The 22,190-nt window shown below is 67.9% G+C and carries 18 protein-coding genes; 4 read left to right on the forward strand and 14 right to left on the reverse strand.

What is annotated here, in order from left to right; genetic code table 11:
• Positions 1-49: 49 nt before the first annotated feature.
• Entirely contained in the window at positions 50-838 is a 789-nt protein-coding gene (locus AC5P6H_RS12970) for a dioxygenase family protein (RefSeq protein ID WP_032959251.1), read from the reverse strand.
• 31 nt (positions 839-869) lie between these two features.
• Complete coding sequence (locus tag AC5P6H_RS12975) at positions 870-1,280, reverse strand: DoxX family protein (RefSeq protein ID WP_046428617.1); 411 nt, start codon at positions 1,278-1,280, stop codon at positions 870-872.
• A gap of 96 nt (positions 1,281-1,376) precedes the next feature.
• On the opposite strand from AC5P6H_RS12975, the gene AC5P6H_RS12980 reads away from it, so the two are divergent.
• On the forward strand, positions 1,377-2,258 hold the full coding sequence (locus tag AC5P6H_RS12980) for a LysR family transcriptional regulator (protein WP_049441354.1): 882 nt from the start codon (positions 1,377-1,379) through the stop codon (positions 2,256-2,258).
• Positions 2,259-2,418: 160 nt separating this feature from the next.
• Here AC5P6H_RS12980 and AC5P6H_RS12985 read toward each other — a convergent pair whose 3' ends face one another.
• On the reverse strand, positions 2,419-5,481 hold the full coding sequence (locus tag AC5P6H_RS12985; protein ID WP_046428611.1) for a bifunctional diguanylate cyclase/phosphodiesterase: 3,063 nt from the start codon (positions 5,479-5,481) through the stop codon (positions 2,419-2,421).
• 175 nt (positions 5,482-5,656) lie between these two features.
• On the opposite strand from AC5P6H_RS12985, the gene AC5P6H_RS12990 reads away from it, so the two are divergent.
• Positions 5,657-7,768: a M13 family metallopeptidase gene (locus AC5P6H_RS12990; RefSeq protein ID WP_032959257.1), complete on the forward strand. Its 2,112-nt coding sequence runs from the start codon at positions 5,657-5,659 to the stop codon at positions 7,766-7,768.
• Positions 7,769-7,900: 132 nt separating this feature from the next.
• Here AC5P6H_RS12990 and AC5P6H_RS12995 read toward each other — a convergent pair whose 3' ends face one another.
• Positions 7,901-9,073, reverse strand: coding sequence for an MFS transporter (locus AC5P6H_RS12995; protein WP_495202725.1), 1,173 nt, complete (start codon positions 9,071-9,073; stop codon positions 7,901-7,903).
• Positions 9,070-10,284, reverse strand: a complete 1,215-nt coding sequence (locus tag AC5P6H_RS13000) for an MFS transporter (RefSeq protein WP_134808466.1) — start codon at positions 10,282-10,284, stop codon at positions 9,070-9,072. Before AC5P6H_RS13000 ends, AC5P6H_RS12995 begins: the two co-directional genes overlap by 4 nt.
• Positions 10,285-10,417: 133 nt before the next feature.
• Between AC5P6H_RS13000 and AC5P6H_RS13005 the strand changes: the two genes are divergently transcribed.
• Positions 10,418-11,005: a TetR/AcrR family transcriptional regulator gene (locus tag AC5P6H_RS13005; RefSeq protein ID WP_014645786.1), complete on the forward strand. Its 588-nt coding sequence runs from the start codon at positions 10,418-10,420 to the stop codon at positions 11,003-11,005.
• Between the two features lie 77 nt (positions 11,006-11,082).
• Here the strand turns inward: AC5P6H_RS13005 and AC5P6H_RS13010 are convergent, their stop codons facing one another.
• Complete coding sequence (locus AC5P6H_RS13010; RefSeq protein WP_049441361.1) at positions 11,083-12,012, reverse strand: oxygenase MpaB family protein; 930 nt, start codon at positions 12,010-12,012, stop codon at positions 11,083-11,085.
• Positions 12,013-12,321: 309 nt separating this feature from the next.
• Between AC5P6H_RS13010 and AC5P6H_RS13015 the strand changes: the two genes are divergently transcribed.
• Positions 12,322-12,936, forward strand: coding sequence for a hypothetical protein (locus AC5P6H_RS13015; RefSeq protein WP_014645784.1), 615 nt, complete (start codon positions 12,322-12,324; stop codon positions 12,934-12,936).
• Positions 12,937-12,975: 39 nt separating this feature from the next.
• Here the strand turns inward: AC5P6H_RS13015 and AC5P6H_RS13020 are convergent, their stop codons facing one another.
• The 8 genes from AC5P6H_RS13020 to AC5P6H_RS13055 all read right to left on the reverse strand — a co-directional run bounded on the left by AC5P6H_RS13020 (position 12,976) and on the right by AC5P6H_RS13055 (position 22,179).
• Entirely contained in the window at positions 12,976-13,320 is a 345-nt protein-coding gene (locus AC5P6H_RS13020; RefSeq protein WP_111205904.1) for a hypothetical protein, read from the reverse strand.
• Positions 13,321-13,353: 33 nt separating this feature from the next.
• The gene (locus tag AC5P6H_RS13025) at positions 13,354-14,124 is read right to left on the reverse strand and encodes a LytR/AlgR family response regulator transcription factor (protein ID WP_049441363.1); all 771 of its coding nucleotides are present in this window, start codon (positions 14,122-14,124) and stop codon (positions 13,354-13,356) included.
• Positions 14,114-15,373, reverse strand: coding sequence for a sensor histidine kinase (locus tag AC5P6H_RS13030; protein WP_046428597.1), 1,260 nt, complete (start codon positions 15,371-15,373; stop codon positions 14,114-14,116). Before AC5P6H_RS13030 ends, AC5P6H_RS13025 begins: the two co-directional genes overlap by 11 nt.
• A gap of 174 nt (positions 15,374-15,547) precedes the next feature.
• The gene (locus AC5P6H_RS13035) at positions 15,548-17,197 is read right to left on the reverse strand and encodes a M28 family metallopeptidase (protein WP_495202726.1); all 1,650 of its coding nucleotides are present in this window, start codon (positions 17,195-17,197) and stop codon (positions 15,548-15,550) included.
• Between the two features lie 243 nt (positions 17,198-17,440).
• On the reverse strand, positions 17,441-19,090 hold the full coding sequence (locus AC5P6H_RS13040; protein WP_495202727.1) for a CsgG/HfaB family protein: 1,650 nt from the start codon (positions 19,088-19,090) through the stop codon (positions 17,441-17,443).
• 16 nt (positions 19,091-19,106) lie between these two features.
• Positions 19,107-19,793, reverse strand: coding sequence for a hypothetical protein (locus AC5P6H_RS13045; RefSeq protein WP_049408541.1), 687 nt, complete (start codon positions 19,791-19,793; stop codon positions 19,107-19,109).
• Positions 19,794-19,891: 98 nt separating this feature from the next.
• The gene (locus tag AC5P6H_RS13050; protein ID WP_014645777.1) at positions 19,892-20,992 is read right to left on the reverse strand and encodes a hypothetical protein; all 1,101 of its coding nucleotides are present in this window, start codon (positions 20,990-20,992) and stop codon (positions 19,892-19,894) included.
• Positions 20,983-22,179, reverse strand: a complete 1,197-nt coding sequence (locus AC5P6H_RS13055) for a hypothetical protein (protein WP_495202728.1) — start codon at positions 22,177-22,179, stop codon at positions 20,983-20,985. Before AC5P6H_RS13055 ends, AC5P6H_RS13050 begins: the two co-directional genes overlap by 10 nt.
• Between the last annotated feature and the right edge of the window lie 11 nt (positions 22,180-22,190).

Genomic DNA, 22,190 nt, shown 5'->3' on the forward strand with positions numbered 1-22,190 from the left:
CATGCGGCCCTGACCGCGACGGCCGGGGCCGCCGCGCGTCAGCCCCGGCTCATGCCCCGTCGAACCGGTACAGATCCATGGCCAGGAAGCCGGCATCGATGCCGGCGTCGATGCGGCGTGCGCCGAAACCGCCCTCGCCGGCCGCTCCCATCGCGAAGAACAGCGGCAGCAGGTGCTCGTCGGTCGGGTGCGCACGCTCGGCGAACGGGGCCTGCCGGCGGTAATCGAACAGCGCCTGGCGGTCATCAGCGGCCAGCCGCTGCTCCACCCACTCGATGAAGGGCCGCACGTATGGCGCTTCCTTGCCGTCCTGGTAGTCGCCCCAGTCGTGCAGGTTGTGGGTGATGCTGCCCGAGCCGACCAGCAGCACGCCTTGTTCGCGCAGTGGTGCCAGCGCGCGGCCCAGCGCAAACTGATGCTCGGGGCCGAGCAGCGGCTGGATCGACACCGGCACGACCGGGATGTCGGCCTGCGGGCGCAACAGCCGCAGCGGTACCCACGCGCCGTGGTCGAGCCCACGCTGCGGGTCGATGGCCACTGGCAGGCCTGCGGCGGCGATGCGGCCGGCCACTTCTTCGGCCAGTGCCGGATCACCCGGCGCCGGGTATTGCAGTTCGAACAGCGCGCGCGGGAAGCCACCAAAGTCGTGGATCGTCGGCGGCTGCGGATGTGCGCCGACCAGCGGCTGCCGGCCCAGCCAGTGCGCCGAGGCCATCACGATGGCGCGCGGCGGCGGCAGGTCGCGCGCCAGCTCGGCCAGGCGCACACCGACCTGGCCCGGATGCAGGGCGGTCATCGGCGAACCATGGGAGATGTACAGCGAAGGCAGGCGGGACATGGAATTCTCCAGTTGCAGGATCAGGCGGCGATCAGCGCGAACGCAGGGTCCACTTGCCATCGCCGACCAGGAACAGCACCACCAGCGCCAGCGCCCAGAACGCCGGGTATTCCCAGCCGCCGCCGGCATTGGCGAAACCGAAGCCGTTGGCGCCGTGCACGGTGACGATGGTGCCCAGCAGCAGCGGCACGCCGACCAGGCCCACCCAGCGCGCATAGATGCCCAGCAGGAGCGCGACAGTGATCACCAGCTCGACGCCGAGGGTGAGGTAGCCGAGCACGCCGGGCAGGCCCAGCGACTCGAAGAATGCTGCCGTGCCGGCCGGGGTGAATACCAGCAGCTTGGTCAGCGCATGGACCAGGAACAGCACGCCCAGTGCCAGGCGCAGCAGGGTGGCGCCATACGGGGCCAGCGGCGAAACAGGAGCGGTCGTGGCGTGCATCGGAAAGCACCTGGAAGGGAGTGGGCTCAGGTTATTGCGCCTTCACAGGCCGATAAATACGATCGATTGACCGTATTTATTTCAGAAGGCGCAACAATGGACACCCTTGAGGCGATGCGCGTGTTCGTGGCGGTGGTCGAGCGCAACGGCTTCAGCGCCGCCGCCCAGGCCCTGGACATGTCCACCGCCGGCGTTACCCGCCAGGTCGCCGCACTGGAAAAGCGCCTGTCCACCCGCCTGCTCCATCGCACCACGCGGCGGGTCAGCCCCACCAGCACCGGCGCCGCCTACTACGCCCAATGCGTGCGCCTGCTGGCCGAGTTCGACGCGCTGGAGGCCAGCATCGGCGCGCAGGCGCTGGAGCCCTCCGGCATGCTGCGCATCAATGCACCGGTCAGTTGGGGCATCGCCCGCCTCGGTCCACTGCTGGCCAGTTACCGCGAACGCTTTCCGCAGGTGGAACTGGACCTGGCCCTGTCCGACCGCCTCGTGGACATGGTCGAGGAAGGCTACGACGTGGCCATCCGCATCACCCGCGAGCCGGGCCCCACCCTGATCGCCCGCCGCCTGGGCGAATCGCGGGTGAGCCTGTGCGCCGCGCCGGCCTACCTGGCCGCACGCGGCGCCCCGCAGACCCCGCAGGACCTGCAGGCGCACGCGTGCCTGGGCTACAGCTACTGGGCCGCCGGTGACCACTGGCCGCTGCAGGGGCCGGGCGGCGAAGTGAAAGTAGCGGTGAACAGCCTGCTGCACGCCAACAACGGCGACGTGCTGCGTGAAGCGGCGATCGCCGGCATGGGCGTCATCCTGCAGCCCGACTTCCTGCTGGAAGACGCGCTGGCCGATGGCCGCCTGGTGCGCGTACTGCCGGAATGGGAGGCCTCGCCGATCGGCATCTTCGCGGTCTATACCAGCCGCAGCCACCTGGCACCGAAGGTGCGCAGTTTCATCGACCATCTGGTGGACGCCGGGGTGTAGCCGAGTCTGGCGCTTGCCGGTAGTGCCGGCCGCCGGCCGGCACATACGAAACCCCGTCATGCTTCGGTCGGGTAGTGCCGGCCGCTGGCCGGCACATACGAAACCCCGTCGTGCTTCGGTCGGGTAGTGCCGGCCGCTGGCCGGCACATACGAAACCCGATCAGGCGGGAACCTCATCCAGCGCGTCGATGATCTGTTCCAGCGGCGCCGGCCGCCCCAACAGGTAGCCCTGCACCTGGTCACAGCCATGCGCAGCCAGCCAGTCCAGCTGCCCCGGCGTCTCCACGCCTTCAGCGATGATGGTCAGGCCCATGCTGTGGCCCAGCGACAGCAGCGCGCGGCAGATCGAGGCATTGCGTGGATTGGTTTCCACGTCGGCGACGAAGCTGCGGTCGATCTTCAGGATGTCCAGCGGCAGGTGCTGCAGGTAGGACATGCTGGAATAGCCGGTGCCGAAATCATCCAGCGACACGCGGATGCCCTGCTCGTGCAGGCGCTGCATGGTCTGCATCGCCTGTGCCGGCTTGCGCATCAGGCTGCTCTCGGTCAGCTCCACGTGCAGCGCGCCACGGGCCAGGCCGAAATCCTGCTGGGCACGGGTGAATTCGGCCACCAGGTCGCTGTTGAAGAACTGAACCGCCGACACGTTGACCGCGATCGGCAACTCACCCCACCCGGCCTCGACCAGACGGCGCTGCGCCTTCGCCGCCGCGCGGATCACCCAGCGGCCCAGTGCCAGGATCAACCCGGTGTCCTCGCACAGCTGGATGAACTCGTTGGGCGGGATGAAGCTGCCATCGGCCTGCGGCCAGCGCAGCAGTGCCTCCAGCGCTGCCGGGCTGCCATCGCCGGCATGCCGGATCGGCTGGAAATACAGCTGGAATTCGTTGTCGATGGCGGCATGGATGCGCCCGGCCAGGCGCAGGCGGTCGGCCAGGCGCGTGGTCACGGCCGCATCGAACCAGACCACCACGTTGCCCTCGGCGCGCGCCGCATGCGCGGCCTGCGCGGCCATGCCGATCACCTGCTCGGCCGTGTGCCCGTCACCAGCGATGTGCACGGCCACGCCGATGCGCGGCTCGAACTGGTGCAGCGAGTCCTTGCCGCGCATCGGCGCCGACACGATCTGCAGCAGGTCGTCCAGCACGCGCTGGGTATCGTGCTCGGCACCGATGGCGAAGACGAAATCCTCGGCCGGCTGGAACGCCAGCGTGCCACAGCGTGCGCCCAGGCCCCCGAGCCGGGTCGCCATCGACTGCAGCACCGCATCGCCGATCTCGCGGCCCAGCGTATCGGCCACCAGCTGCAGCCCGCGCAGCTGCACGAAGGCGATGGTGTAGCCCTCCTCCTGCTCGTCCAGCTGTTCGGTCAGGGCGCGCACATTGAGCAGGCCGGTGGCCGGGTTGTGCCGTGCCTGATAGGCCAGGTCGCGCTCGTAGGCCAGCCGCTCGCTGACATCCTCGGCCAGCACCAGGCACGCGGGCTGCCCGTCGAAGTCGAGCTTGGACAGGTGTGCGCGCACCTCGAACACACTGCCGTCCTTGCGCCGGTGCAGGCGGACGGTCGCGTCGGGGGGATCGCCCACCTGCGCCCGCTGGATGGCACCACGCACTTCGTCCCAGCCTTCGCGCGGGCGGATGTCGAGGATGCTCATCGCCAGGAACTCGTCGCGGCTGTAGCCGTACTGGCGCACTGCAGCGTCGTTGACCTCGATGAAGCGCAGCGTATCCGGGTCGAACACCCAGAACGGTGCCGGATTGCGGTCGAACAGCAGGCGGAAGCGGCGTTCCACTTCGCTCATCTGCTCGCGCGCCTGATAGCGTTCGCTCAGGTCGGTCAGCGCACCGATCATGCGCCGCTCGCTGTCGGCCACCTCCACCCGCTGCCCGCGCGCGCCGACCCAGCGCACCTCGCCCCCGGGAAGCACCAGGCGGAACACCTGGTCGAGCACAGCGCTGCCGGCGAAGGCCTGGTCAAAGGCCTGCTGCAGGCGCGCGGCATCATCGCGATGCACGCGCGCGAAGAAGTCCGCGACCGGCAAGGCGTCGGTCTGTACCCCAAAGATCTCGCGGGCCAGCGGCGACCAGCGCAGCAGCGCGGCGTCCTCATCCACGTACCAGGTGCAGACACGCCCGACCTGGTGCGCCAGGCGCAGCTCGGCGTGGCCCGTCTTCAGTTCCTCGGCCATCGCCTGCTGGCTGCGGGTGCTGCGGCGCACGGCGTACAGCAGTACCAGCAACACCGCGATGTAGGCCAGTACGATCGCCACCGACGCCTTCAGGTACGGCCACCACGGTGCGAGTACATCTTCGTCGGCCAGGCCGACCTGCACCGCCAGCGGGCTGCGTTCGAGCGTGCTGATGGTGAGGATGCGCGGCACGCCGTCGACAACGCCGGGCATGCTGCCCAGCTCGACCACTGCCTGCGTGCCGAGCAGGTCCCGGCGCGGCAGGTCATAGCGGCGGCCCACCGTGCCATGCGGATCGGGTACGCGGGCCAGCATGTAGCCCTGGGCATCGCTGATCGAGACCAATCCGTTGGGACCGACATCCAGGCCGCCGACGATGCGCTGCAGTTCGCCACAGCGCAGCCGTGCCAGCAGCCAGCGCCCATCGGCCATCGGCAGCGCCAGCGGGACCACCCAGCCCCCGTCGCTGGCACGCTGCGGCGGGCCGATGTACAGCGCGCTGCCCGAGCCGCGCCGTTGCGGATCGGTCCACAACGGCAACTGCAGGTCGCCCTTGCCGGCCGTCAATGCGCGGCCATAGCTGTCGAGCACCACGATGCTGTGCAGTTCGGCGTGCCGGCCCAGCACGCCGCCGATGGAGGCATCCAGCAAGGCCGGCGCCTGTGCCGGCACGCTGCGGAACAGTTCCGCGGCGTCGGCGGCGATGCCGGTCATGGCCCGCTCCAGGTTGCGCAGCTCCAGCGCCAGCAGGCGCTCGCTGCCCACCGCCAGCGCGCGGCTCTGCCGCTGCGCCGCTTCCAGGCGGCGGTGGTGGTCGTTGACCAGCATGAGGGCCAGACCGGTCACCAGCAGTACGCCCAGCAGCACACCGCCCCAGGTGATGGCGCGCAGCGGCCGGGCCAACGCCCGTTTCAGCGCGGGCATCGGTTGATGTTCCTTGTGCAGTCGGCTGGCTTCATGCGCGAACGAATCCTCCACGTCCCCGACCTCAACGGCCGGCGGACGCCATTCTTGACGCCTGACCCCGTCCTGCATGGCCACCTCCCCGTGTCCGCGCAGGGCTCGAGGGTCCAGCATGCACCACCCCGGTGACGGCGTGAAGATCGCATCCGCACGTTCAGCCAGATCCTGCACAGGGCGGCCCCGCAGGGGGGCGGCCAGTGGCGCCGGAGCGGATTAGACTTGGGGTTTTCCGCTGCAAGAGAAGTCCATGTCCAAGCTGCGCCGTCCCACCCTGGCGCTGGCCATTGTTGCCAGCCTGTCCCTGGCCGCCTGTGACCGCCCGGCCGACCCGGCCGTCGGTGCCACCGCGCCGGCCGATGCCGCCCCCGCTGCGGCCAAGCCGATGCTGGGCAGTTTCGGCTTCGATGCCAGCGGCATGGACCGCAGCATCGCCGCCGGCGACGACTTCTTCGGCTTCGCCAACGGCACCTGGGTGAAGAACACCGAGATTCCGGCCGACCGCTCGCGCTTCGGCAGCTTCAATGTCATTGCCGAGAAGACCCTGGCCGACACCCGCGCCATCCTGGAAGGGGCCGCCGGCAACACCCAGGCCAGCGGCGACGACAAGCTGATCGGCGACTACTACGCCGCCTACATGGACGAAGCCGGCATCGAGCAGCACGGTCTGGCGCCGGTGCAGCCGCAGCTGAAGGCCATCGATGCGATCGCCGACAAGGCCGGGCTGGCCCGCGCACTCGGCGGCGACCTGCGCGCCGACGTCGACCTGCTCAACGCCACCAACTTCTACACCGACCGCCTGTTCGGCCTGTGGGTGTCGGTGGACATGCTGCAGCCGGATCGCACCGCGCCGTACCTGGTGCAGGGCGGCCTGGGCATGCCCGACCGCGATTTCTACCTGGGCGATGGCCGCATGGCCGAACTGCGCAAGCAGTACCAGGCCTACATCGCACAGATGCTGCAGCTGGCCGGCGTCGCCGACCCGGCCGGCAAGGCGCAGCGCATCCTCGCGCTGGAAACGAAGATCGCGCAAGCACATGCCACCCAGGAAGAAACCAACGACGTGACCAAGGGCGCCAACCCCTGGACCCAGGCCGACTTCAATGCAAAGGCGCCGGGCCTGGACTGGAACGCCTTCCTCGATGCGGCCGCGCTGGGCAACCAGCAGGACTTCATCGTGTGGCAGCCCAAGGCCGTGGCCGGCCTGTCCAGGCTGGTCGCCACCGAGCCGCTGGACGCCTGGAAGGACTACCTGGCGTTCCACGCGCTGGACCGTGCCGCCGCCTACCTGCCGAAGAAGTTCGCCGATGCCCGGTTCGCCTTCCATGGCACCGCGCTGAGCGGCACGCCGCAGCAGAGCGACCGCTGGAAGCGCGCGGTGGACGATGCCAACCATGCCGTCGGCGAAGCGATCGGCAAGCGCTACGTCGAAAAGCACTTCGACGCCAGGACCAAGGAGCGTGCGGACGAGATGGCGAAGAACATCATCGCCGCTTTCGCCAAGCGCATCGACGCGCTGTCGTGGATGTCGCCGCAGACCAAGGCGCATGCCAAGGCCAAGGTCACGGGCCTGACCGTGGGCATGGGCTATCCGGAGAAGTGGCGCGACTACACCGGCCTGGAGATCCGCCGTGATGACCCGCTGGGCAATGCACAGCGCGCCGAGCTGTTCGAGTACCAGCGCAACATCGCCAAGCTGGGCAAGCCGGTCGACCACAGCGAGTGGGCGATGCTGCCGCAGACCATCAATGCGATGAACGTGCCGCTGGAGAACCGCCTGGTGTTCCCGGCCGCGATCCTGCAGCCGCCGTTCTTCGACGGCGCTGCCGATGACGCGGTGAACTACGGTGCGATCGGTGCGGTGATCGGCCACGAGATCAGCCACGGCTTCGACAACGCCGGCGCGCTGTTCGATGAGACCGGCAAGCTGCACAACTGGTGGACCGCCGAGGACCTGAAGCAGTTCAACGCCGCCGGTGATGCGCTGGCCGCGCAGTTCAGCAGCTACGAGCCGTTCCCCGGCGTGCACGTGAACGGCAAGCTGACCCTGGGTGAGAACATCGCCGACGTGGCTGGCCTGGGTACCGCCTACGATGCCTACCAGCTGTCGCTGCAGGGCAAGCCGGGCCAGACCCTGGAAGGCTTCAGCCCGGACCAGCGCTTCTTCCTCGGCTTCGCCCAGGCGTGGCGCAGCAAGAGCCGCGAGCAGGCGCTGCGCAATTCGCTGCTGACCGATGTGCATGCCCCGGGCCAGTTCCGCGCATTGACCGTGCGCAACATCGACGCCTGGTACCCGGCGTTCGAAGTGAAGGAAGGCCAGAAGCTGTACCTGGCCCCGGACAAGCGGGTCAAGGTGTGGTGATGTAACCGGAACGGGCGCCGCAAGGCGCCCGTTTCATTTCCGGGTAGCGGCCAACCTTCGTCGGCACATACTCCGCTCTGGTGGGTGCCGACCTTGGTCGGCACGGGGTAGGAATCCACGCATGGCGTGGATCTACCTGCGGGTGATGGCAGCCATCAGCAGGGCACTCCCAGCCAACACCGCCGCAGCCCACAGATTCGCATGCAGGCCCACGCCATCCAGCAGGCGGCCACCACCCCACGCACCCATTGCGATGCCGATGTTGAATACCGCCACATACAACGCGGTGGCGATCTCCACGGCCTGCGGCACCGCCTTCATCATCCAGCTCATCAGGCCCACCGATACACCGCCATAGGCCAGACCCCACAGCAGCAGCACTGCAATACCTGCGGAGGGCGTATTTCCCACCCACAGGAACAGCAGAGGCGTCAGCAGCAGGCCCGAGGCTATCGCCAGCAGCATGCCCCGTGGATGGCGCGCAGCCAGCGGCCCGGCGATGAAGTTGCCGGCGATGCCAGCCAGGCCGTACCCAAACAGCAGTGCACCTATCCACGACGCATCCACGCCCGATACGGACGTCAGCAGCGGCCGCACGTACGTGAAGGCGATGAAGTGCCCGGACACCAGCAGCCCGGTCAGCCACAGGCCACGCCGCAGGTTGCGCTGGCCAAGCTGCTGCACGAACTGACGCGGCCGCACCGATGTGCTGACCGGCAACGCGGGAACCACCCGCAGATGCAGCAGCATCACCGCCGCACTGAACAACGTCATCGCCGCGAACGCGGTGCGCCAGCCCAATGCATCCCCGATCAGCGCGCCCAACGGAACGCCGAGCACCGAAGCTGCGGCCACGCCTCCGAAGATGATCGAGGTGGCCAGACCGATGCGCTGCGCAGGTACCAGGCGCGCTGCCAGCCCACCGGCAATGGTCCAGATGCCGCCCATGCAGAACCCCACCAGCACACGCGCGGCCAACAGCCAGCCGATGCCAGGTGCCAGCGCCGACGCAAGGTTGGCGACCAGCAGCAGGCCCAACAGCACACACAGGATGCGGCGACGATCGATGCCACCGGCTGCGATCACCGCAAGCGGGGCGAACACTGCCGCCAGCAGGGCGGGCAGTGAGATCATCAGACCGGCGGTGCCGGTGGACGCGCCGAGATCTTCGGCGATGGGAGTCAGCAGGCCGACCGGCAGCATTTCGGTGGTGACCACCGAGAACGTGGCGAGGCCGACGGCGGAGACCGCCCACCACGGATGGCGGGGCACAGACGCGGCATGCGCAGGCGATGAAGCGCTCACGGAATGATTCCTTCAGGAGATGTGGACGCGGCAGACGGGCGCAGCGCACGTTGCACGAGCAAGGCGAACAGCAGCACGCCACCGCCTGCCGCCAGCGCAACCACAAAACCACTGCGCACGCCCGCCGCATCGACGCTCTGTCCGGACAGCGCCGCGCCCAGCGCCACGCCGATGTTGAGGCCGGCCAGCAGCCACGTCATGCCTTCGGTCAGGCGTGCTTCGGGCACGCGTTGTTCAACCAGCGACATCGCCACGATCATCGTCGGCGCGAAGAACACCCCGGCCAGCAGTACCGCAGCGGCCAGTGCCGGCAGACTGCCGACCCACAGCAGCGGCAACGTGGTCAATGCGGTGGCCGCTGCTCCGGCCAGCAACAGGCGCGGCAGCGGCATCGGCAGCTTCAGGGCACCAAACAGCAGCCCCGCCGCGCAGCTGCCCAGCGCGTAGGCCGACAGCACCCAGCTGGCAGCTAGTGGCTGTCCGCGCAGCTCGGCCAATGCCACGCTGGTGATGTCGACGGTGCCGACGATCACGCCCATCGCCAGCATCAGCAACGCCAGCAGGCGGATCTCCGGTTGCCGCAGCAGCGAGTGTGAGGATGTTGCACCTTCGTAGTGCTGTATCGGCGGCTCGGTGCCCCGCTGCAGCACCAGTGCGGCGACGCCGGCCACCAGCAGCAGGGCGGCCGCCAGTACGCCAGCCTGTGGCCATACCGCCACCGACAATCCGACGGACAACGGTGGCCCGGCGATGAAGGTCACCTCGTCGAACACGGTCTCCAGCGAATACGCGGTCTGCAGCTGTGGTCGTCCGCGATGGGTCGCGGTCCAGCGCGCTCGCACCATCGCCGACACGCTGGGCATGCAGCCGGCCAGCATCGCCGCAACGAACAGCGTCCAGTCCGGCGCGGCCAGCAGCGTGCACGCGAGCAGCAACAGCAGACCGGACGCACTGGCCGCAGTGGCCCATGGCAGTACCCTGCCCTGCCCGCGCCGGTCGACCCAGCGCGACACCTGCGGCGACAGCAACGCATAGGTCAGCACGAAGGTGGCCGACACCGCACCGGCCAGTGCATAGCTGCCGCGCAGCTGGGACAGCAAGGTGATGATGCCGATACCGGTCATCGGCAGCGGCAGGCGTGCCAGCAGCCCGGCCAGGGCGAGGCCGGCGGTGCCGGGGGTCGCGAACAGGTCGCGATAGGGGGTGGCCATCAGGTTCTCCAAGGCAGCGACTTGCCTGGCGCACGGGGCGCCATGACAATACATACAGGGCGTATGAATAAGAGCCTACATTCATACGCGCCGTATGTAAATAATCATGCACTATGTATGTAAGGAGCTCTGAATGGTTCGCCGCACCCGCGCCGAGATGGAAGAAACCCGCGCCACCCTCCTGGCCACCGCCCGCCGGGTGTTCAGCGAGCATGGCTATGCCGCCACCTCGATGGACGACCTGACCGCCCAGGCCGGGCTGACCCGCGGCGCGCTGTACCACCACTTCGGCGACAAGAAGGGTCTGCTGGCGGCTGTCGTCGCCCAGCTCGATGCCGAGACCGACCAGCGCCTGCAGGCGATCAGTGATGCCGCCGACGATGCCTGGGAGGGCTTCGTGCAGCGTTGCCGCGCGTACCTGGAGATGGCGCTGGAACCGGAGATCCAGCGCATCGTGCTGCGCGACGCGCGCGCGGTGCTCGGTGGCGCCTCACCGGAATCGCAGCGCCACTGCGTGCACTCGATGCAGCACCTGATCGAACATCTGGTTGCCCAGGGCGTGGTGGCGCCGGTGAATGCGCAGGCGCTGGCGTCGCTGATCTATGGCAGCCTGGCCGAGGCCGCGTTCTGGATCGCCGAGGGCGAGGATGGCGACGTGCGCCTGCGGCAGGCGACGGCGGCGCTGGAGATGCTGTTGCGCGGGTTGAAGTCGGCGGGGTAAGGCCCATCCACGCATGGTGTGGATCTACTGCGGCTCCTGCGGCACCGCGCGCAACGCGTGCCAACCAAGGTTGGCACCTACCGGGGAACGGTGGGCCACTCGCGCAGCACCGACACCGGCACGCCCATGCGCGCACAGGCGCGGCTGGCCAGGCCATCGGGCAACGCACGGCGGAACAGCGGCGCCATGCCCTGCATCAGCTTCGCCGACGCGGCGGCCTGCGCGCGCTGACGGCCACTGCGTTCAAGCATGCCTTCGGCCCAGTCCGGCAGCAGTGCCGCGCCTGCACCCAGGAACACTTCGCGCGACAGCCCCGGCACCGGTACCGGCAGGCGCACGCCGGACAGCACCTCCAGCACCTCGCGCGAGCGCTCGTCGACGCGCAGCTCCGGCTGCCGCGCACAGAAGTACGCCGCCACTTCCGCTTCGCTGCGCGGCACGTCCACCGCACCCAGTGCCTCGGCCACGCCGCGGTACTCATCGTAGTAACGGTCGGCGATGTGTGCCGGCACCTCCCGTCCGTACCGGCGGAAGCCCTGAAGGAACCCGAACGCCTCGGTCACATGCACCCAGGTCAGCAGTTGCGGATCGTCGGCGGCGTAGGGTTCGCCCTGTGCGGTCTGGCCGCGGATCCGTGCATGGATGCGGCGCACCTTGGCCACCAGCGCCTCCACCTCGCCGGTGGGCGCATAGCTGGTACCGGCAACGAACGCGGTGGTGCGACGCAGGCGACCCACCAGGTCCTGGCGGAAATTGGAGTGATCGTAGACCCCGGCCAGCGCGCGCGGATGCAGGGTCTGCAGCATCAGCGCGCACAGGCCACCGGCCAGCATCGAGGGGAACTCGGCGTGCAGGCGCCAGGTCACGCTGTCGGGTCCAAACCAACCCGGGTCACCCAGCGGCTGGTCGTAATCGATGCCGCTCTGGCCACGGGGGAAGGCCTCCAGCACCCAGCGCCGGATCGGCGCGGTGACGGGGCGGGAGAGTCGCTGCAGCAGAGCCGGCATCACAGGTCCAAGAAAGACGGAAGAACAGTCGCATCTCGCGCGGTTGGCTCCGATTCTCGGCGATCACGACCGCGGCGGCGAGTCTTCGTACTCAGCCACGGTTTCATGTGCGGCCGCAGCACATTTCACCCTGCGACATCCTGTCGCAGGCAGCGCCCTCGATGCTGCGATGCAACAACATTCACCGATTCAGGCAAAGCCCTTGCGCAGCTTGGCATTGCGCCCATTGCACGGCTCGCTGGAAGTGCTAGAACTGGAACCGCCACACCGTCCAATGCTGATCGACGCACGTTCCACAAGGAGCCAGCCATGATTGCTTTGTTCAAGGGTTTGGGAATTCTGCTTCGCGACAACGAGCTCTACAGCAGCCCGTTCGACAAACAGGTCGCGCATTGGCGCAATCTCAGCGAGCAGCAGATCCGCGATGAAGTCGCGGTGCTGGCCCAGGCCAAGTGCCAATGGCTGATCGCCTCGATCGTCGGCTGGCAGGCAGCCTCGCTGCTGATTCTTGGCCTGATCGCCAACTACCTCTGGCGCGACGACTTCCATATCACGTTCACCCGCGTGGTAGTCGTGTTCGGCTCGTGGGTCTCGATCCTGTTCGTGATCTGGTTCATGGCCAACATGTTCGATCAGCAGGCCGGTTTCGAGCGCTGGATGAAGGCGTTCAACAGTCGCGCACGCATCAGCTCCAAGGCCGACAGCGTCGAGCACGTGGCCGAGGCACTGGACCTGGCCGAGCATTACCCGGAAGTGCTCGATTACAAGCAGGCGGTCACCGCCAAGCGCGAGCTGCGCCACGAGGACATCCGCATCATGACCGAGATCGGGCGCATGAAGCAGCACTCCGAACTGGTCGGCCGCCTCAACCACGTGGGCGAGAACGAGCACCACCACGACCTGACACTACAGCCTGCCTACTGACCCTTCAGGGAAGCGGGGGGAGCCACAATGCCACCGTGATCACTCACGGTGGCATTGTTCTTTCCGATCCTCGCTGACGCACTGGGCGAAGCCCTTCGGCAGGCCCCTGAACTCCCGGGTCGTGCCGGCCGCCAACGCGAACGACCGTATCGGCGCTTTCGCACAGGCGGCATCAGGACGACAGGCCGGGTCCAGCACCAGGTAATGGCACTGGCCGCTGCGGCTGGCCATGCACTCGAAACGCGCCACGCCGTCCACTACCGTGCGCTTGCTGTACAGCGTGTCCACGCTATTGGCAGTGGTGCGGGTGATCGCGGTTTCAGTGGACTTCCGGCAACCGGCAAGCGCCAATGCGGCGAGGCCGACAAGCAGGAAAAAACGCATGCAATGCTCATGGCGGCGGAGACTGCGGCGCGGCTACATGCCGCGGAACAGGCTCATGAACGGTTGGCTGACCACCAGCGTCTCCGTGCGCCCGCGCAGGCGCAGCACGCCGCGCCCGGTGTCGTCGCGGCTCACCGCTGCCACCGCCTTCATGTTGACGATGGTGGAGCGGTGGATCTGGCGGAAGTGCTGCGGGTCGAGCACTTCAAGCAGTTCACGTAACGGTGTGCGCAGCAGGCTTTCGCCGGCAGCGGTGACCACGGTGGTGTACTTGTTGTCGGCGCGGAAGTAGGCCACATCTTCCAGCATGATCAGCTGCGTCTCGCGGCCGTTGCTGGCGGTGATCCAGGCCAGTGGCGGGCGCTCCGCTGCGCCCTGCGACGGGCCCAGCCGCTGCAGCAGGCGCTCCAGCACGGCATCGTCCTGTCGCGTTGATGGCAGCCGCGACAGGATGCGCTCGCGGGTGGCCAGCAGGCGCTCGTCGCTGACCGGCTTCAACAGGTAGTCCATCGCGCCCTGCTCGAACGCATCGATGGCGTACTGGTCGTAGGCGGTGACGAATACCACCTGGGTGCGCGGGCTCAGCTCGGACAGCGAGCGCGCGACCTCGATGCCGCTGATGCCGGGCATGCGGATGTCGAGGAACGCGATGTCCGGCCGCGTCTCGGCCAGCTGCTCCAGCGCGCTGGCACCGTCCTCGCACTCGGCCACCAGCTTCAGCTCCGGCCACAACCGGCCCAGCTGCTCCACCAGTGACTGCCGCAGCAGTTCTTCGTCTTCGGCGATCAGGGCTTCAAGCGGCATGGCTGCGCTCCTTGTGCGACTGCGGCAGGGTCATGGTCGCGGCCACGCCGCTGGGGAAGTTGGCAACGATCGCCACGCCGGCCTGCTCGCCGCAGGTCAGGCGCAGGCGCTCGCGCAGGTTCTTCAGGCCGATGCCGGTACCGCTGGTGCCCTGGCCGAAGCCCAGCCCATCGTCGGCCACGGTCACGGTCACGTGGTCATCGAAGCCGCGCGCCAGTATCCAGATCGTGCCACCGCCGGGCTTGGGTTCCAGGCCGTGCTTGATCGCGTTCTCCACCAGCGTCTGCAGTGCCATCGCCGGCAGGTGCACGCCGTGCAGTTCGTTCGGTACCTGCATTTCCACCGCCAGGCGTGCGCCCATGCGGATGCGCAGGATTTCCAGGTACGCGCGGGTGCGGTCCAGCTCCACGCCCAGCGTGGATACCGATTCGTCCACCTGCGGCAACGAGCTGCGCAGGTATTGAATGAGGTGGCCGAGCATCTGTTCGGCACGCGCCGGATCGGTGCGGGTCAGTACCTGCGCGTTGGCCAGCGTGTTGTAGAGGAAGTGCGGTTCCACCTGCGCATGCAACAGGTTCAAGCGTGCCACCGACAGTTCCTTTTCCACCTGGGTCTGTTCGGCCGCAGCCTGTTCGTCGCGGCGCTGGTCGGCGACGCGGCGGCTGATCGCACGGGTGACTGCTTCGGCGTTCTCGAAGTTGCTGCCTTCGTCCAGCGCCAGCAGGTCGGCCCACCAGCCGGCATCGGGTTCGAACAGCAGGGTCACGGTGCTGGTGCCCTGCCCCGGTGTCACCGTGGCCAGCACGCTGTTGCGCTTGATGGCCAGCCGCGCCGGCAGGTTCCAGCGCGAGGGCTGGCGGCCGTTCCAGAGGTCGACCCGGCGCACATAGGCGCGCACCTGCAGGCTGCCGGCCGAGCTTTCCACGTCTTCGACGCGCGGTAGTTCGGAAATCGCCGCCTCCACCACCGAGAAGGCGTGGCCCGCGTCCATCGGCAGTTCGATCTGGCGGCGCTGGCGGCCGGACAGGGTGGTGGCATCCAGGCGACCGGCCACCAGCCAGACCCGGCGGATGTGGGTGATGGCACTGCCCAGCGCGGAAATGATCAGGAACATCGCCAGCAGCCCGAAGATCCAGCCCGGGCCATCGTTCATGCCACTGAAGATGCCGCTCCAGACCATGCCGGCGACAACCAGCGCGGCAGCCCAGGCCAGCAGGTGGCGGATCAGGAGAGAGAGGCTGGCGAACACGGCGGCGCCTTGAGGAAGGGGGTGAGCCGAGCATAGGGCGGCCCGCCGGGCAAGCAAGCAGGCTGCGACGAAGGCCGGGAAAGTTGGGATGGAAGCCGTTATGGAAACGCCGGGCACGGCCCGGCGTTTCCGGGGGCGGCAATGCCGGCCAGCGGCCGGCACTACCGGACGCCGTTATTTGCGCTGGTCGGCGCTGGCGTCACGCACGGCGCGGAACGCCTCGTCCTTGCTCCAGTTCGGCCAATCGCGGGAATTGGCCAGCTGGTTGCCCAGCGTGTACAGCACTTCCAGGTCGCGCGCGGCACCGGCAAACACCCAGTCCGGCTGCCACTCGTCGCCCTGCTGGTGATAGCGCTTGGCGGTGTAGTCCTCGGAGGCCTTCCTGCCTGCGGCCACGCCACCGTCCACCCAGTCCTGGCCGGCCGACCAGGACAGCGCCGGCACGCCACGCTTGGCGAACGGGAAGTGGTCGGAGCGGAAGAACAGGCCCGCTTCCGGCTTCGGATCCGGCGTGTAGCGGATATCCCAGCCCTTGGCCACGTCCTTCAGCTGGTCCAGCAGCTCGAAGCGCGCGGCACCGTAGATACCGAAGTCACGCGACGGGCCGAACGGCGCCATGCCGTCCATGTTGATCACGGCCACGGTCTTTTCCAGCGGATACAGCGGATGGGTGGCGTAGTACTCAGAACCCAGCAGGCCCTTTTCCTCGGCGGTGACCGCCAGGAACAGCAGCGAGCGCTGCGGGCGCTTCTCCTTGGCGAAGCCACGGGCCAGCTCGACCAGCGAGGCGGTGCCGCTGGCGTTGTCCAGCGCGCCGTTGAAGATGCGGTCACCGCGCGCGTCCGGCTCGCCCACGCCGATGTGGTCCCAGTGCGCGCTGTAGATGATGGTCTCGTCCGGATGGCGGCTGCCTTCCAGGCGCGCGGCCACGTTGTGAGAGGTGATCACTTCGGTCTTCACCGCGTACTTCGCGTCCAGGCTGGCGCCGGTCAGCGGCACCGGGGTGAAGTCGCGCTGCTGCGCCTTCTTCTTCAGTGCCTCGAAATCCTGCCCGGCCGAGCGGAACAGCTCCACGGCAAGGTCGCGCTGGATCCAGCCTTCCAGCAGCGGGTGGCTTTCTGCCGGGTTGTCACGCACCACGTCGAACATGGTGTTGGTGTTGGAGCCGGCCACGGTGGCCCAGCCATACGACGCCGGTGCGGTCTCGTGCACGATCAGCACGCCCTGCGCACCCTGACGGGCGCCTTCCTCGTACTTGTAGGTCCAACGGCCGTAATAGGTCATGCCCTTGCCGTCGAAATCACCTTGGCCGGTTTCGAAGTCCGGGTCGTTGATCAGCACCACGGCGATCTTGCCCTTCAGGTCCACGCCCTTGAAGTCGTCCCAGTTGCGCTCCGGTGCCTTCACGCCGTAGCCGAGAAACACCAGCGGGGCCTTGCTGATGTCGACGCTGCTGGCGCCGTTCATGGCGGCGCGCACGGCGATCTGCTTGCCCTGCTCCAGCGGCAGGGTCTTGCCGCCCTGGTGCAGCGCCAGCTGCGGTGCGCCGACGATGTCGCCCTTGCGCAGCGGCACGGCCTGGGTCCACAGGCGCTTGCCGTCCTTGAGGTCGCCGCCCGGCTGCAGGCCGGCGTCGGCAAACTGCTTGCTGAGGTAGGTGATCGTCTTTTCTTCGCCGGCGGTGGCCGGCGAGCGGCCTTCGTAGGCGTCGGAGGCCAGTTCCTTGACGTCGGCGGAGATCCGCGCGCCATCGAATTTCGGGGTGGCCGCCATCAGTGCGCTCGACACCGACAGGGCCAGTACGCCCAGTACCACTCGTTTCATTGCTCTCTCCAGCAGGGAAATCCTTCTGGAGTGTAATGGGATTCGCCAGGGCTGCGCCCTGCACCTGCCGAAACAACGGCAACAGCCGAAGCAACAGCAAAAGCTGGTTTCCTGAGGGTAGGCGGGGTCCCACTGCTGTTGGTGGGTGTCGACCTGGGTCGACACGCACGGAAACACGAAGGGGTCAGATCCTTTTCCCGCCGGAAAAGGGCTCTGACCCCATCGGTGTGTTGCTTGGGCGTGTTACCAGTTCGGGTCTTCGGCCGGGGCAGCAGCGGGCTTGGGCTTCGGCTTGGCCGCCGGGCGTGCGGCGGCGGCGGGAGCGGCCGAGGCAGTCGCACCTGCGGCGGCGGCCGGCTTGCTGCCCAGCTTCTGGCGCAGTTCGATCTGGCCCGGGCGGAAACCGCCGCGCATCGCGTCGACGCCGTCTTCGATGGTGCCGTACGAGGTCTGTGCGGCCACGCGGTCGATGCGGATGGTGCAGCACGGGTGTTCACTGCGGCCCAGTGAGCGGCCGGTCTGCGGGTCCTTCAGTTCCTCGCCCAGGCGCACGGCCTGCCAGCGCTGGCCGGCCTGCAGGGTTTCGCCACCCTGGCTCAGCACCACCTGGTCACCGTCCACAGAAACCACCGACACCGGGAACAGCGTGGTGACGATGGTGGTACCGATCTGGCCCGACAGCGATTCCATCATCGCCGCGGCCATGTTGCGGCCGTTGACCACGCGGGGCAGGGTGCTCGGGCCGGTCGAGGCCAGCTGGTGGTCGAAGCTGTCGGACATCACCACCTGGCCGGTGGTGGCGTTGATCAGGCGCAGGGTGATGCGGCCGCCACCGGAGTACGAGGTCACCTGGCGGTCGGACATGCGCAGGTTGCGCACGCTGCGCGGGTACTCGAAGCGTTCGATGGTCGGGATCAGGATCAGGTCGGTCGCCAGCTGCTGCCCAACGCGTGCGGTGTCCTGCAGGCGCACGTTGCCGCTGTTGATATGGTCGATCTCGGCCTGCAGTTCGTCGCCGAACTCGCGATCCAGCACGATGAAGCGCTGGGTCTGGGTCAGCGTGTCGGACAGGCGCGCGCGGATCGCGTCGGCCACTTCATCGGCACTCACGCGGCCATCGCCCACGGCATAGCTGACGGCCTTGGTGCGCGGCAGCGCGACCACGATCTTCGGCTTGCCCTGCTCGTCCGGTGCACGGTACTGGGCAATCTGTGCACGCACGCGCACCTTCCAGTAGCTGCGCATGCTGCGGTGGGTCACGTCCGAATCGAACGAGCTTGCGCCACGCTTGGCATCGACGCTGACCTTCTCGTCGTAGCTCTCCTTGACGCTGGCCGAGGCTCCGCCGCCCTTGGCCGTGGCCTCGCCGGACGCGCTGGCAGAGGCCGAACCCTTGAAGCTCCAGCCTTCGTCGCTGGCGCGCACGCGCGCGATGGTTTCTTCATCCAGCTGCCGCACTTCGTCCTGCGACAGGATTTCATAGCCCAGCACCGCGCCCTGCGAGCCGGCGATCATCTGCTGGGTGAACGCGTCGGCGCGGATATCGCCGACGTGTTCGTCATCCACATCCACATGCAGGCCTGCACGCAGGCTCTGCATCTGGCTGGCCACGCGTACGCCGTTGACCTGCGCCACCGCCGACTGCAACGCCGCCAGCACCGCCAGTTCCGGGGTGCTGCCGATGCCGTCGGCCTCGCGCGCGACCTGGGTGGTGCCGCCGAAATCCGGCGTGCCACGCAGGGGCGCTGCTTCCACTGGCGCATTGCTGGCCAGTGCACTGGTTGCCTTGTCCTTGGCAGGTGCGGGCGCTTCGGCCGGGGTGTCCTGCTTGCCACAGGCTGCAAGCAGCGCGGCAGCCAGGCCCAGGCCGATCAAACGGGAGGTCGTACGCATGGGGATTCGCCTCGGATCAGTTCATCTTGTCCAGCTGGCCCAGCATCGAGTCGGCGTTGGACGGCACCTTGACCTTGCTCTTCTTGGCGAAGGTCACAGCCGACTTGGTCGAACCGTACAGGCCCTGGATGAAGCCCGGCGATTCCTTGGCCACCCATGCACCAGCGGCCAGCTTGCGGCCGACGGTAGCCATCTGGGTGGCGCCCAGGTTCTTCATGCCGGCGGTGAAGTTGCTGGCTTCGCCACCCAGCTTCTGCGCTTCGGCAGCCGAGGACAGCAGCGAGACCAGGCCTTCGGCGTAGTGCTGCTTGGATTCAGCGTTCAGCTCCGGCTGCGCGGCCTGGCGCTCGTCGATCGCGGCCTGGGCGGCTTCGCTGACCGACACCGACTTCTTCATCGCATCGACGCTGACCGAACCCGACGACAGCGCCTGGCGCTCGGCTTCCAGCAGCTGCACCTGCTCGGCCAGGCCGAAGGCACGGGCGAACGAGGTCTGGGCCTGCAGCGAGTGCGACTGCGAGCTGACGAAACGACGCACCAGCGCTTCCTGCGCGGCTTCGTCCGGGGCAGCAGCGCTGGAGGTGCTGCTGGAGGAGCCGGTGGAGCCACCGGCCAGGTCCTTCAGCTTGCCCAGGCCGGCATGGGCCGGCATCGACAGGGTGGCGGCCGCGATGGCCAGGGCAAGAGCGGTATTGCGGATCATGTGAGAGTCCTTTGGAAGAAACGGCCGCGTGCGGCACGTGGGGAATCGGTAACCCAGGGGCGATGCCGAGCGAGCTCGGCACCCAACGGGGCGGCGGATCAGCGGACCGCCTTGACGTTCAGTTCGTTGATCATCTGCTGGGCGGCCTTTTCGGCAGCCAGCTGCAGGGCATTGGTACGGGCCACGGTTTCATTCGGGCCGGTGCCGGAGAACTGCACCGGGCCGACCGACGACACGGTGCGCGGGAAACGACCGGTCACGTCCAGCACCTTGCCGGTGACAGTGACGAACACGCGGGTGTTGCCGCTGGCCGGATCGCGGTCACGCATGCCGACGTCGAGGGTGCCGACGGCGATGTACGGGATGTTGGCCGCACGGATGCCATTGGCGGTGTCGCGCAGGGTGGCCGGGGCCAGGTCGTTGCCGGTGCTGAAGTCCTTGCGGATGCGCTCGATGCTGAGCAGGCCGCGCGACTCGCCTTCCACGTACTCGGCTTCAACCACCTCGTAGCCGGCGGCGCTGAAGGCACCGGTCATCGCGGTGTTGACTTCGGCGGCGTTGGCCACCTTCCAGGTGATGTTGTCGGCGCGCGCGGTGGTGCTGCCGCCGCTGGTGACCGACACCGAACCGTTCTGGTTGATGCTGCCGTTGGTGCTGACCGAATTGCCGCGGAAGCTGTCGCCTTCACGGGTGTTCTCGCTGTAGCTGCTGCTGGCGTCGACGCGGCGGTATTCCTTGTCCTGGAACGACTGCACGGTGTCCTGCGAGCGCGCCATGAACAGGAACGTCAGCAGCGAGCGCTGCGCAGCGGTGGCGCCGGCCACGGCCGAACCCGCATCCAGCTTGGTCTGCAGCAGGGTGGTGTTGATCTCGGCGCGGACGGTGACGCTGTAGGTCTTGGCCTTCTTGTCTTCGGTGTCCGACAGCTGCACGGCGCTGAGCACGTAGCGGTCGATCTCGCCGATGAACTCGGCGCGGCGCGCCTCGAACAGGCGCAGCTTGGCCGCACCGGTTTCGGCGATGTACGCCTCCAGGGCATTGACCTTGGCCTTGTTCAGGGCCTGGGCACGGGTATCGGCGCTCAGGCGCAGGCCGTAGCTGGCCGAGCCGGTACCGCGCGAACTCGCGGTCTGCGCAGCGACCGGCGAGGCCACCGCCAGCGCGATGAGGATGAGCAGGATGGTACGCATCAACGACATGACTTGATCAACTCCTGGAGGGCTTGGGTCTGCTGCTGCAACGGGCGGCCGCCCGGCTTCTGTTCGTCCAGCCAGGCGCGCGAATCGGCACGCTTGGCGGCGGCGCCGGCGAAGGCGTCGAAGCCGGCCAGCAGGGTTTCGTAGCTGGCCGACCACTGGTCGACCTGCCACTGCGTGACCGGCACCACCTTGGTGGCCCCCTTGCGCAGCGGCTGTTCGAAATAGACCTTGCCCGAAAACGGCTCGCTCACCTTGGCGGTGAAGAAGGCGCCGAACAGCATCGTCTTCATCGCCGGGGTTTCCTCGATCACGCCGTTCTTCAGTGCATCGACCTGCAGCTGGATGACGTAGTCGGGTTCGGGAATCTTCAGCTGGTAGACCTTACCGTCGGCAAAGCGGGCGGCCATCGCACCGCCGATCGCCTGGCCCGAGGCCGGCGGCAGCAGGCCAACGCCAGTGTTGGACGACAGCGTCTTGGACAGTTCGTGCGCAAGCGTGGCACGCAGCGGTGCTTCCCACTTCGGATCGGGCAGCTTGGCGCGTGCCGCGTCGGACAGGGTCACCCCGCCCACCTGCAGGCGACGCACGGCGGCATCGGGCAACCGGGCCTGCGCCAGGCTGGCCGCCAGTACCTGCGACAGGCTGGTATCGGCACCGCCGTACAGCAGATCGGCGACGATCGCGTCGATATCGTCGTTGTCCGGACGGTAGTCCTGCACGTCGATGCGCTGCAGGGTGAGCGGATAGGAGGCGATCACCTGGCGCTCGCGGAAGTCGAAGAACAACGCCTGCAGTGCCACTTCCACCAGCACCTTGTACTGGTCGCCGATCGGTTCGACCGAGACCAGCTCGCGATCCAGCGCAGCGGCCAGCACGGTGGCACTGGTAGTGCCGTCGAGCATCGCCACCGGCTGGTCGATCAGCTCCAGGTGGGCCGGTGCGTGGCGCTTGAGCGACTGTGCCAGCGTCTGGTTCAGCGGGACCAGCCCACGCCGTTCCAGCACCGCGTGCGCATGTGGGGTGGTCGCCTGCACGGCGGCGGCGTCAGCGGTATAGGCAAAACCGGCCCAATAGGCCTGCTGTGATTTGTCCGCAGCCTGCACGGCCATCGGCCATACGACCAGGCACAGGGCACAGGCAAGCAGGCGCGCAAAAGCGCGCGATGCGCTCTTCGTCCTTGAATACATCCAACCGCTCC

The sequence above is a fragment of the Stenotrophomonas sp. YJH_SMC_110 genome, from assembly GCF_059369255.1.